The following is a 12467-nucleotide window of genomic DNA, read 5'->3' as shown; positions in this document are numbered from 1 at the left end:
GGTGATGCCCTCCCTGGCACCGCGCCCTCAGTGCGAACGTGCTTGTGTGGCGAGGGAGCTTGCTCCCGCTGGGCTGAAGCAGCCCTTGATAGCGACTGCTGCGCAGTCGAGCGGGAGCAAGCTCCCTCGCCACAGGGGGTTTGTTGGCTCGGGTCAGACGGTCTGCCTGAGGGAGGGGCTATCGATTGACACCGAAGAGCCTTTGCTCCGCGGATCATCCGGCCCGTACACCGCCGCCGGTTCCGGGAATAACCCAAGCAGCACCAAGTACACCACCGAGGCCAACCCCAGGGTCACCGGCAGGCTGATGTCGATCCCGCCGGCCAATTCCCCCAGCGGCCCGACGAACTGCCCTGGCAGGTTGACGAAGCACAACCCCACCAATGCGCTGGGAATCCACGCCCCGAGGCCGCGCCAGTTCCAGCCATGGCTGAACCAGTAGCGCCCGCCGGTTTCGCCGCGGGTGAACACTTGCAGGTCGTCCGGGCAGTAGAAGCCGCGGCGCACCAACAGGCCGATGATCATGATCACCATCCACGGTGTGGTGCAGGTGATGATCAGCACGGCGAAGGTCGAGACGCTCTGCACCAGGTTCGCCGCGAAGCGCCCGATGAAGATGAACGCAATCGACAGCACGCCGATCAGCAGCGTCGCCTTGACCCGCGACAGCACTCGTGGAAACACGCTGGACATGTCCAGCCCGGTGCCATACAGCGACGTGGTGCCGGTGGACATGCCGCCGATCACCGCGATCAGGCACACCGGCAGGAAGAACCAGCTCGGCGAAACCGCCAGCAGGCCGCCCACGTAGTTGTTGGCCGCGATGTAGTCCGGCGCCTTGATCGCCACGATGGTGGCGGTGGCGAGGCCGAACAGGAACGGGATCAACGTCGCCAGCTGCGCAGCGATCACGGCCAGCATGATGCGGCGCTTGGGCGTGTTGCGGGGGATGTAGCGCGACCAGTCACCCAGGAACGCACCGAAGGAAATCGGGTTGCTCATGGCCACCAGCGCCGCGCCGATAAACGCCGCCCAGAAGCCCGGCTGGCCGAGGCTGACGGTGCCGGCGAACTGGCTGTCGAAGGTCGGTGCGAAAGCCAGGATACCCAGCAAAAACAGCAGGCTGGCGGCCCATACGGCGATGCGGTTGACCCACAGCATGAAGCGGAAGCCGTAGATGCACACCGTCAACACCAGCAGGGCAAACAGGCCGTAGGCCAGGCCCAGGCTCAGGTCGGTTTCCGGCACGCCGATCAGCCGCTTGGCGCCGCCGATCAACGCGTCCCCCGAACTCCACACCGACAGCGAGAAGAACGCGATGGCGGTCAGCAACGAGAGGAACGAGCCGACGATCCGCCCGTGCACGCCGAAGTGCGCACCGGAAGAAACCGCGTTGTTGGTGCCGTTGAGCGGGCCGAACAGGCCCATGGGGGCGAGGATGATCGACCCCACCAACACCCCTAGCACAATCGCCCAGACACCGGCCTGGAATGACAGGCCGAACAGCACTGGGAAACTGCCGAGCACGGCGGTGGCAAAGGTATTGGCGCCACCGAAGATCAGGCGAAACAAGTCCCCCGGGCCGGCGGTTCGCTGGTGGTCCGGGATCTGTTCGACCCCGTTGGTTTCAATTTGCGTAAGGCTTTTATCGTTATTGTTATTCATGATCTGCTCCGATCATCAAGGCGCGCTCATCGTGTGTGAGCGTCGCCTGTTTGGCTAAGGGGGTGGCAGCCCTTCCGGCATGGCGGACAAATGTTCATGGCAGGCCAGCCATAGGCCCTGTTGTTCTTGTGCGCGGCCTTCCTGTTTGCGGAACAGGATGGTTTCGCGCTCCTGGCTAAAGTGTCGCTCCCCTTGCATGCGCAGCTCGGTGGCCACGTCATGGATGAAAATCGCCACGTCCCCTTGCAGGCTGACGAAGGCGTTGCTCGAGGTGCAATTGAGCACCTCGAAGCCATCCTCGGACCGCCAGCGATCCCACAACGCCTGGTAGGCATCGCGTGACAGCAGGGGCTGTTCGAGGGTGTAGAACACGAAACTCGCATCGCCTGTGAACGCGCCAAAGTAGGCGTCGCGGTCATTGCGGGCGAAGGCCGACACCAATTCGGCGGCGGCCTTGAGAACCTGATCTCGATCGTTCATGACCGCACCTCAGCGATGAACCACGCCAGGCAGTACGCAGAGCATCTCGTACAGCAAGTTGGCGCCCAGCAGCGAGGTGTTGCCGGTGGTGTCGTACGGCGGCGAGACTTCTACCAGATCGCAACCCACCAGGTCGAGGCCCTGGCAGCCGCGCACGATTTCGATCGCCTGGATGGTGGTCAGCCCGCCGATTTCCGGGGTGCCGGTGCCAGGGGCCCAGGCCGGGTCGATGCCGTCGATATCAAAGCTCAGGTACACCGGGCCGCCACCGACTTTCTCACGCACTTCAGCCATCAGCGGTGCCAGGGATTTGTGCCAGCACTCTTCGGCCTGGACCACGCGGAAACCCTGGTTGCGACTCCAGTTGAAATCGTCGGCGGTGTAGCCCTGGGCCCGCAGGCCGATTTGCACCACGCGGTCGCAATCGAGCAGGCCTTCTTCCACGGCGCGGCGGAAGGTGGTGCCATGGGCGATTTTCTCGCCGAACATGTGGTCGTTCACATCGGCGTGGGCGTCGATATGCACCAGGCCGACCTTGCCGTGTTTCTTGTGGATCGCCCGCAGGATCGGCAGGGTGATGGTGTGGTCGCCGCCCAGGGTCAGGGGGATGACGTTGTGTTCGAGGATCTTGTGGTAAGACTCCTCGATGATCCGCACCGCGTCCAGCAGGTTGAAGGTGTTGATCGGCACGTCGCCGATGTCGGCCACCGACAGCGAGTCGAACGGCGCGGCGCCAGTGGCCATGTTGTAGGGGCGGATCATCACGGATTCGGCGCGGATCTCCCGCGGCCCGAAACGAGTGCCGGCGCGCAGGGAGGTGCCGATGTCCAGCGGCACGCCGACGAACGCAGCGTCCAGGCCGGCAGCGGTTTGCAAATGGGGAAGTCGCATCATGGTGGCGATGCCGCCGAAGCGCGGCATTTCGTTGCCGCCCAGTGGTTGGTGAAGAATCTTGTCCACGGGTAGGGCCTCATCGTTGTTTTACTTATCAGGGGCCGATTCTGCGAAAAGCCGTTGCCGTGAAGAATCGCTGGGGGCAAATACTTAGTTCAGATTTTTCTAAACTAATGGCGGGCGGGGCGATAGACTTCGCGGCAGCACGGTCCCCCTGTTTGGATTGGGAAATAGTGGCCCCTGTGGCGAGGGGATTTATCCCCGCTGGGGCGCGAAGCGGCCCTAAAACCTGAAAGCTCGGTGTGTCAGGAAAATGGTATTGGGGCTGCTTCGCAGCCCAGCGGGGATGAATCCCCTCGCCACAAAGTTTGCATTGACTCGATTGTATGGAGCCCCCAATGGCCAACGCTCTACCCGACCTGAAACTGCTGCGCATTTTTGTCAGCGTGGTTCGGCACCAAGGGTTCGCCAATGCCCAGCACGAACTCAACCTGTCCACGTCGGCCATCAGCACCTACATGAGCCAACTGGAATCGGCCTTGGGCCTGGTGTTGTGTCATCGCGGCCGGGGTGGCTTCAGCCTGACCAGCAAGGGCGAGCTGTTCCATCAGGAAACCTTGCGCCTGCTGGGCGAGCTCGAAGGGTTCGAGCAGTACGCCGCCGCGCTCAAGGGTGAGCTGCGCGGCACCTTGAACCTGGGGGTGATCGACTCCACCGTCAGCGACAAGGCCTTGCCGTTCGCCGAAGCCATCGGCGCCTACAGCCAGGAACATCCGGCGGTGCATTTGCATCTGTCGGTCATGAGCCCTTACGAGCTGCAACTCGGCGTGCAGGATAATCGCCTGGACCTGGCCATCGGTGCGTTTTCCACGCGCATGAGCGGGCTGGTCTACATGCCGCTGTACCGTGAGCAGCACTGGTTGTACTGCAGCAACCGCCACCCGTTGTTCAACGAGCGGCGCATCCCCGAGCAGGTCATCACCCAGCAACGCATGGTCGGGCGCGGTTACTGGAGCCAGGCCGAACTGGCTCGCCACGGCTTCAAGCACAGCGCGGCGACGGTGGAGAGCATGGAGGCGCAGTTGATCCTGGTGTTGTCCGGCGCCTACGTCGGTTACCTGCCCGAGCACTACGCCCAGGCCTGGGTCGACAAGGGCGACTTGCGCGTGCTGCTGCCGGCGACCTTTGGTTATCAGGCGCCGTTTTCGATGATCGTACGCCGTGGTCGTAGCCGCGAGCCACTGATCCAGACCTTCCGCGATTTGCTCAAAGCTCAACTGAATCAGGCCTGACCATGTCCAGAATCCATTGTCCGCGTTGCCACAGGCCGCAAAGCCATTGCCTGTGCTCGCTGATCCCCAGCCTCGACAGCCGCACCCGCGTCTTGCTGTTGCAGCATCCCAGTGAAGTGAACCATGCTTTGAATACCGCCCGGCTGGCGGCATTGGGACTCAATAATGCCGAGTTGATCGTGGGTGAGGTGTTCGAGGATTTGCCCCGGTTGCTCAATCAACCGGGGTATCAGGCGCGCTTGCTGTTTCCCGGCGATGAGGCGCAGCCGTTGCAAGCCTATGTCCTGTCCGATGAGCCGCTGCTGTTGGTCGTTCCCGATGGCACCTGGCGCAAGGCGCGCAAGTTGCTGCACCTCAATCCCTTGTTGGCGGCGCTGCCGAGGGTGACCCTGGCCGAAGGCGGGGTGTCCCGTTATCGCTTGCGCAAGGCGCCCGGGCCGGGGGCGTTGTCGACGGTGGAGGCGATTGTCCAGGCGTTGCAGACGCTGGAGGCGCCGGCGAGTTTCGAGGCGTTGTTGAGGCCGTTCGAAGCGCTGATCGAGGGGCAGATTGCGGCGATGGGGGAGGAGACTTACCAGAAGAACCATGGAGAGGTTTAGAGGCCCCTGTGGCGAGGGAGCTTGCTCCCGCTCGGCGGCGCAGCCGTCGTAAAACCTACTGGCGCGGTCTGTCTGATACAGCGAGGTGAATGGTCTTGGGGATGCTTCGCAGCCCAGCGGGAGCAAGCTCCCTCGCCACAGGGGTTAACCATGTCCCCGGACCAAACAGGCGAGTCAAATCCAGATCAGCGCTCGCGCATCGCCTCGGTCCGCGCTTTCAACACCGGCTTGAGCAGGTAATCCAGGACACTTTTCTCGCCGGTAATGATATCCACTGTCGCCACCATTCCCGGAATGATCAGCAAGGGTTTGGCATCCCCGCCCAAATGGTTTTTGTCGGTGCGCACCTGGATCAGGTAGAAGCTGTTGCCCTTGTCGTCGGTGATGGTGTCGGCGCCGATCAGTTCGAGCTTGGCGCTCAGCCCGCCGTAGATGGTGTAGTCGTAGGCGCTGAACTTGACCATGGCTTTCTGGCCCGGGTGCAGGAACGCCACGTCCTGGGGGCGGACCTTGGCTTCGATCAGCAGGTTGTCTTCCAGGGGCACGATTTCCACCATGTCGTTGCCTGGCTGCACGACGCCGCCGATGGTGTTGACCTTCAGTTGCTTGATCACCCCATGCACGGGCGAGACCACCGTAGTGCGTGTCACGCGGTCGTCGATGGCGATGCTCGATGCGGTGATTTTCGACAGTTCGGTGCGTTTCTCGTTGAGGTCCTTGGCTGCTTCGGAGCGAAAGGTCTGTTCCGATTCGTCGATCTTGCTCTTGATCTCGTTGATCGCCGATTCGGCTCGGGGAATGGCCAGGGTGGTGGCGTTGAGCGAGCCGCGGATTTCCACCGCGCTGCGTTTGAGCCGCAGGATCTCCACCGGTGATACCGCCCCGGTGCGCACCAGCGGGGCGGACATGTTCATTTCTTCTTGCAGCAAGGCCAGGGCCGAGCTGAACTGGCCTTGCTTGGAGCGAAACTCCGCCAGCTCCTGGGTCTTCTGCCGCAGCTGTTCGGTCAGGGTCCGTTGTTCACTGGCCAGGCGCCGCTGGCGTTGTTCGTACAGTGAGCGCTCGTCCTCGGCCACTTGCGGGGCCTTGGCGATCACCTCGGCCGAAAGATTGAACGGCCGGCCCTCGGCCTCGGCCGACAGACGCTCGACCTGGGCGGTCAAGGCATAGCGGTCGGCTTCGCTCTCGCCCTTGTTCGACTGATATCGGGTGTCATCCAGGCGCAGCAGGGTGTCGCCCTTGTTCACCATCTGGCCTTCACGGACGAAAATCTCGGTGACGATGCCGCCCTCCAGGTTCTGGATCACCTGGATCTTGCTCGACGGAATCGCCTTGCCTTCACCGGTGGTGACTTCCTGCAACACCGCCAACTTCGCCCAGACCAACCCGGTGACGATCAACCCGGCGGCCAGCCACACGGTGACCCGCGAGCGCCGGGGCGAATCCTGCAGCGTGGCGCCGGCGGTTTCCGGCATGAACTCGCTTTCGGCGCTTTTGCTGAAACTGCCGAAGTAGCTTCGAGCGGTTGAATCCGGTGTTTGGGCTGACATGGAGCGGTACCCGTCGGTTAAGTGAAGTGGAGCCGGTCGCTGCTTTTTAGAAAAGAGCGGGTGCTGCTTTTAGAAGAGAGCTGGGCGCTGCTTTTTGTGGCGAGGGAGCTTGCTCCCGCTCGGCGGCGAAGCCGTCGTAAAACCTGTCGAGGCGGTCCGTCTGACACAATCGGGTGAATGGCTTGGGGGCTGCTTCGCAGCCCAGCGGGAGCAAGCTCCCTCGCCACAGGTGTTGTGGGGGCTGTTAAACCGCCGCCGTCCCCACCCGTCCCTTGCGCAACGCATCGATGACTGCTTCCTTCGGTCCATCCGCCACGATCCGTCCGTTGTCCAACACCACCAAGCGGTCCACCAGGCTCAGCATCGAGGTGCGGTGAGTGACCAGCAGCACGGTCTTGCCCTGTACATGGGTGTGGAGTTTTTGCCGCAGGACGTCTTCGCTGCTGTTGTCCATGGCGCTGGTGGGTTCGTCCAGCAGCAGGATCGGCGGGTCGAGCAGCAAGGCCCGGGCCAGCAGCACGGCCTGGCGTTGGCCGCCGGAGAGCAGTTGCCCGCGCTCGCCCACCGGGCGGTCGAAACCTTGGGGATGTTGGCGCGCCAGTTCGGTGACACCGGTCAGTTCCGCCACTTCCAACATGCGCGCGTCGCTGATGTAACGGGCGCCCAAGGTGAGATTGTCCCGCAGGCTACCGGCCAGCAGCGGCAGGTCATGGGCAACGTAGCCGATCTGTTGGCGCAGGTCGGCGACGTCCAGTTGCCGCAGGTCCAGGCCGTCGAGCAGCAACTGGCCTTCCTCCGGCGCATAGAAACCCATCACCAGGCGCGCCAGGGTGCTCTTGCCCGAGCCACTGCGACCGATGATCCCGACCCGTTCGCCGGGCTTGAGGCTGAAGCTGATGTTCGCCAGTGCTGGGGTGCTCTGGCCGTTGTAGTGGAAGGTCACGCCGCTGACGTCCAGCGCGCCCTGCAACTGGGTGCGATCCAGCGGCCGTTGTTTGGCATCGCGTTCCTGGGGCAGCGCCATCAGGGCATCGGTGCTGCGCATGGTGAGCTGGGCTTGCTGGTAACGGGTGATCAGCCCGGCGATCTGCCCGAGCGGGGCGAGCACCCGGCTGCCGAGCATATAGGTCGCCACCAGCGCGCCGACGCTGAGGTTGCCGGCGATGATGCTGTAGACCCCGGCGACGATGGTCGCCATGCCGGCCAGTTGTTGCAGGAACAACGTGCCGTTGGTCGCCAGAGCCGAGAGGTTGCGCGCGTGGCTGTCCAGGCGGGTGAGGGCTCCGTGGGTGCTTTCCCACTGATGCTGGCGCTCGCTTTCGGCGCTGCAGGCCTTGAGGGTTTCCAGGCCGCCGAGGGTTTCGATCAGCAGGGCCTGGCGCTGGGCGCCGAGGGCCAGGCTTTTTTGCACGGTGTCGCGCAGGCGCACCTGGATGATCATGGCGAAGACGATGGTGATCGGAAACGCGATCACGGGAATCACCACCAGCCAGCCGCCCAGCAGGCCGATCACGACGAGCATCAGCAGGGCGAAGGGCAGGTCGATCAGGCTGGTGAGCGTCACCGCCGTGAGGAATTCGCGCAGGCCCTGGAAGTCGTGGATGCTCTGGGCGAAGCCGCCGATGGTCACCGGCTTGGCCTTCATCGCCATGCCGGTGATGCGTTCGAACAGGGTGGCGGACAGAATCACGTCGGTTTTCTTGCCGGCGGTGTCCAGCAGATGGGCGCGCACCACCCGCAGCACCAGTTCGAAGCCGGTGCCGATCAACAGCCCCACGGCCAGCACCCACAAGGTGGACGTGGCCTGGTTCGGCACCACGCGGTCGTAGGTCTGCATGACGAACAGCGGCACCATCAGCCCCAGCAGGTTGATCAGGAAGCTCGCCAGGATCGCGTCGCTGTACAGCCAGCGCGATAGTTTCAAGGTGTCGCGAAACCACGCCTCGACCCGCGGCACCAGGGGCGCGCGCAGGTCTTCGAGTTCATGGCGCGGCCGGGCGAATAGCGCCTGGCCGCTGTAATCGGTGGTCAATTCCTCGCGGCTGACCCACTGCTCGCCGCCATCGGCTTCGCTGGGCAGGATCAGTGCCTTGCCGTCCTCGCCCCAGCGCCGCAATACCGCACAGCGGCCCCCCGCCAGGATCAGCATCACTGGCAGGTTCAGGGGGGAGATGTCCGCCAGCTCACGACGCAACAGCCGCGCCTGCAAGCTTGCCCGGGCTGCTGCGCGGGGCAGCAGGTCCAGGCTCAAGCGTTGGTGCGCCATAGGGAGCCCGGCGCTGAGGCTGGCGCGGCTGACCGTCGCGCCATGGAGTTTGCAGAGGATCAACAGACCGTCCAGCAAGGGATCATCGAAATTCAGGCGCGGATCAGCGCCAAGGGTTGCGGGTTCCATGCTGGTCACAGTGTTCGCTCCCATTTTTTTTGGAGGGGGCTACTTCAGTTCCGGCAGCCGAGCCTGGTTCTTGACTTCGGTCTGCGCGACCGTATCGGCCGGCAGCACGATCCGTTGTTTGTGCAACAGCAGGCCCATGTTCGCCAGCACCCGGTACATCGAGTATTCCTCGGTGTAACGCACTTCGGTGTAGCGGCGGTTGGCGTTGTACAGCTCGTTTTCGCTGTCGAGCAGGTCGAGCAGGGTGCGCTGGCCGAGACCGAACTGATCTTGGTATGCGGCGCGCACACGGGCGGTGGTGTCGGCGTACTCGCGGGCGGTGGGGGTCTGTTTGCGGGCGTTGAGCATCGCGTTCCAGGCCAGGCGCGTATCTTCGTTGAGCTGGCGCAGGGCGTTGTTGCGGATGTCCATGGCCTGGTTGATCTGGTGGGCGTTGGACGCCAACCGCGCCTTGTCGCTGCCACCGCGAAACAGGTTGTAGTTCATCACCACGCCGACCCGCCAGTTGTTGTCGTGGCCTTCTTCGCCGCCGAGGTTGTTGTTGGCGCCCACCGCCGCCTCGGCGTCGAAGCGTGGATAGAACGGCGACTTCGCCACTTCGTACTGGCTTTCGGCGGACTGTATGTCGGCCTGGGCCGATTTCAGGTAGGGGTTGTTATCCACCATGCTTTGCTGGGCTTCGCGCAGGTCGGCGGGGATTTCGCCTTTGGTCGAGGGCGGTGTCTCCAGCTCATCGGGCATGCGTCCGACCACGCTGTAGAAGTTGGCCTCGGCGTCGGCCAAGTCGACCTGGGCGGTGTCGTAGTTGTTTTCCGCCAGGGCCCGACGGGCATTGGACTGGTCGGAGTCGGCCGTACTGCCCACCCCTCGCTCGGTGCGCAGGCCGATCTGGTCGTTGACCCGCAGGTGCGCCTGCAGGTTGTTCTTGGCCAGGGTCACCAGCTCGCGGCGCTTGAGCACTTCCAGGTAGACCTCGATAGTGCGTAGCGCCAGATCCTGGGCGGTGCCCTGGGCGTAATAGGCTCGGGAGTTGACCACGCCCTGGGTGCGGTCCACTTCATTGGCAGTGTTGAACCCGTCGAAGATCATCTGCCGCAGGCGCAGCTCCGATTGGGTATAGGTGAGGATGTTGGTGTGGTGGTTGCCCAAGGCCCGGGTGTTGGTGTTGTCGCTATAGCCACGACCGTAACCGGCATTCAAATCCACCGATGGGAAAAAGCCCCCTCGGGCGACCTTGACGTCTTCATTGGCCGACAGACGGCTGTCCACCCGTTGTGCCAGCTCTGGGTGAGTGGCAATGGTGCTCTGGATCGCCTCGGTCAAGGACATTGCCTGCGCCTGAGAAGAGCAGGCCATGGCCAGTAAAACCGCGCTGCAGAGGGGGGTTAGAACGCGCATGGGGTGCATCTCCTGAGGTCTGTAGTGCTTCGCTTGTCGCCAAAATATTGACGTATTAAAGATCAAAACCGTTTCAACCTTGTAACAACACAGCTAAGAACATCCTGAGCAAAACCTAAGAAGAATTTCTCATAAGGCTTATTCCGAAAAAAACTTATGAGCTTGAAAAAAACCGGCACATTGTTCAGAGCGAAAGCCTTTTAGTTTGCGGGTTGCGACGGCTTTTAGGCGTCAATAAAAGTTCCATGCAAATTTTTAAACGATGTGAAGAAGTGTCGAAAGAGCGATCTGTGAAGTGGTTTTTGGTGACGGTTTTTTGTCGTTTTGGCGAATTGCCAGCACCTTCTGCTTTCACGAAAGCTGGCAGATTTTCCAGCTTTCTGGATTGCCAAACCTGAGGACGGATTCTTCACCCAGACACGTGCCGATTGCGGTCGGCAACGGAGGAAATGCACATGGCAGCGCTCATCGGTATCGTCAGCAAAATAGTCGGGCAAGTATTCGCAGAAGCGGCAGGTGGCCTGCGGCGGCCTCTGGTCGAAGGCGATCGGCTTTATGCCGGCGAACACCTGGTCACCGGTGCCGAAGGGGCGGTGGCTGTTCGTATGCAGAACGGCCAGACGTTGACCCTGGGCCGCGAAAGCAACCTGACCCTGACTCCGCAGTTGCTCGCCAACCATGCGCCGCATGTCGACACGCCTGACGCGGCGACACCGAGTAACGCGCAACTGACCGATGTGCAAAAGCTGCAGCAAGCCATCGCCGCCGGTGCCGACCCGACCCAGACCGGTGAAGCCACGGCCGCCGGCCCCGAGGGTGGCAACCCGGGGGGCGTGGGCGGTGGGCACAGTTTTGTGCTGCTGGAAGAAGTTGGCGGGGAGGTCGATCCGCAGATCGGTTTTCCGACGGCCGGGTTCAACGGGATTCCCGAGTTTCCACAACTGCGCCTGGCCGGTGATCCGGACAACACGGGCGACGATGCAACCGTGCCGCCGGTGACACCGGATAACCCGGTGACCCTCGACGGGGTCAATGTCGAGGGCGGCGAACTGACCACCAACGAGGCCAATCTGGCCGATGGTTCGGCCAGCAATCCGGGGGCGTTGGTGCAAAGCGGCACCTTCACGGTTTCCGCGCCTGACGGGCTGAGCAGCCTGAGCATCGGCGGCATCAACGTGATCACAGGCGGCGTGCCCACGGGCTTCCCCCAAACCATCACTTCGGCGCTGGGCAACACGTTGACCATCACCGGCTATAACCCAGCCACGGGGGCGGTCAGTTACACCTACACCCTGACGGACAATGAAACCCATCCTGCCGGCGGTGGTGCCAACAACATTACCGAGCAGTTCCCGGTAGTGGCCGTCGACACCGACGGCGACACGGCCACCGGCACCCTGGACGTCAACATCACCGATGACGTACCCCAGGCGATCGACGACAGCCACGCCAACACGGCGTCGGAAACCCTGGTGACCCTCACCGGCAACGTATTGCCCAACGACCATCAGGGCGCCGACCGGATCCCCACCGGTCCCGACAGCGGGCCGATCATCGGCGGCACGTTCACCGGCACCTACGGCACCCTGGTGCTCAACCCCAACGGCACGTACACCTACACCCTGAACACCAGCGACCCGCAATTCGTCGCGTTGCACGGTGGGGGCAGCGGCACTGAGACGTTCACCTACACGCTGACCGACGCCGATGGCGACACCAGCACCGCGAACCTGGTGCTGCAAGTGCACAACAACGACGACCCTGTGGTGTTGGTGGGCCTTGATGCCGAGGGTGGTGAGCTATCGCTGCAGGAAAAAAATCTCAGCGACGGTAGCAGTCCGGATGCATCGGCGCTGACTCAAAGCGGCACCTTTACCGTGACCGCGCTGGACGGTGTGCAGACCTTGAGTGTGGGTGGAATCAACGTCGTCACCGGCGGCGTGGCGGCGGGTTTCCCGCAATCGATTACCACTGCGCTGGGTAATACGTTGACCATCACCGGCTACAACGCCAGCACCGGTGTGGTCAGCTATAGCTACACTTTGCTGGACAATGAAGCCCATCCAAACGCCAACGGCGCCAACAGCGTTAGCGAGCAATTCGCCGTAGTGGTCACCGACGATAACGGCACCACGGCCAACGGCAACCTGGACGTGAACATCGTCGACGACTTGCCCAAGGCCGTGGACGACAG

The 12467-nt window shown here is 62.8% G+C and carries 9 protein-coding genes; 3 read left to right on the top strand and 6 right to left on the bottom strand.

Annotated features, from left to right (window positions below; genetic code table 11):
- Nucleotides 1-153: 153 nt before the first annotated feature.
- The 3 genes from BLU76_RS24850 to speB are packed head-to-tail and all read right to left on the bottom strand — an operon-like array spanning nt 154 to nt 3105.
- Nucleotides 154-1668, bottom strand: a complete 1515-nt coding sequence (locus tag BLU76_RS24850) for a purine-cytosine permease family protein (RefSeq protein ID WP_256572705.1) — start codon at nt 1666-1668, stop codon at nt 154-156.
- A gap of 51 nt (nt 1669-1719) precedes the next feature.
- Nucleotides 1720-2145 carry a YybH family protein gene (locus BLU76_RS24845; protein WP_092224823.1) on the bottom strand — a complete coding sequence of 142 codons (426 nt, stop codon included), beginning with the start codon at nt 2143-2145 and terminating at the stop codon, nt 1720-1722.
- Nucleotides 2146-2154: 9 nt separating this feature from the next.
- Nucleotides 2155-3105 (bottom strand): agmatinase, encoded by a 951-nt coding sequence (speB, locus tag BLU76_RS24840; protein WP_003198979.1) that lies wholly within the window; start codon nt 3103-3105, stop codon nt 2155-2157.
- A 332-nt stretch (nt 3106-3437) separates the two neighbouring features.
- Here speB and BLU76_RS24835 point away from each other — a divergent pair, with 332 nt between their 5' ends.
- Nucleotides 3438-4331, top strand: a complete 894-nt coding sequence (locus tag BLU76_RS24835; RefSeq protein WP_003184133.1) for a LysR family transcriptional regulator — start codon at nt 3438-3440, stop codon at nt 4329-4331.
- A gap of 2 nt (nt 4332-4333) precedes the next feature.
- Nucleotides 4334-4930 carry a tRNA-uridine aminocarboxypropyltransferase gene (locus tag BLU76_RS24830; protein WP_092224821.1) on the top strand — a complete coding sequence of 199 codons (597 nt, stop codon included), beginning with the start codon at nt 4334-4336 and terminating at the stop codon, nt 4928-4930.
- Nucleotides 4931-5115: 185 nt separating this feature from the next.
- Here the strand turns inward: BLU76_RS24830 and BLU76_RS24825 are convergent, their stop codons facing one another.
- The 3 genes from BLU76_RS24825 to BLU76_RS24815 form a co-directional block, all read right to left on the bottom strand.
- Entirely contained in the window at nt 5116-6480 is a 1365-nt protein-coding gene (locus BLU76_RS24825) for an HlyD family type I secretion periplasmic adaptor subunit (protein ID WP_072341479.1), read from the bottom strand.
- A gap of 244 nt (nt 6481-6724) precedes the next feature.
- On the bottom strand, nt 6725-8884 hold the full coding sequence (locus BLU76_RS24820) for a type I secretion system permease/ATPase (protein ID WP_092224936.1): 2160 nt from the start codon (nt 8882-8884) through the stop codon (nt 6725-6727).
- A 30-nt stretch (nt 8885-8914) separates the two neighbouring features.
- Nucleotides 8915-10273, bottom strand: coding sequence for a TolC family outer membrane protein (locus BLU76_RS24815; protein WP_092150956.1), 1359 nt, complete (start codon nt 10271-10273; stop codon nt 8915-8917).
- A 455-nt stretch (nt 10274-10728) separates the two neighbouring features.
- On the opposite strand from BLU76_RS24815, the gene BLU76_RS24810 reads away from it, so the two are divergent.
- Nucleotides 10729-12467 (top strand): retention module-containing protein (locus BLU76_RS24810; protein ID WP_139211665.1); only part of this gene is annotated, 1739 nt, incomplete at its 3' end.

It is taken from the genome of Pseudomonas sp. NFACC08-1 (genome assembly GCF_900106735.1).
In the GTDB taxonomy this organism is placed as follows: domain Bacteria; phylum Pseudomonadota; class Gammaproteobacteria; order Pseudomonadales; family Pseudomonadaceae; genus Aquipseudomonas; species Aquipseudomonas fluorescens_Q.
Note: the sequence above shows the minus strand (reverse complement) of the source record. Positions and strands in the feature narration are given on the sequence as shown.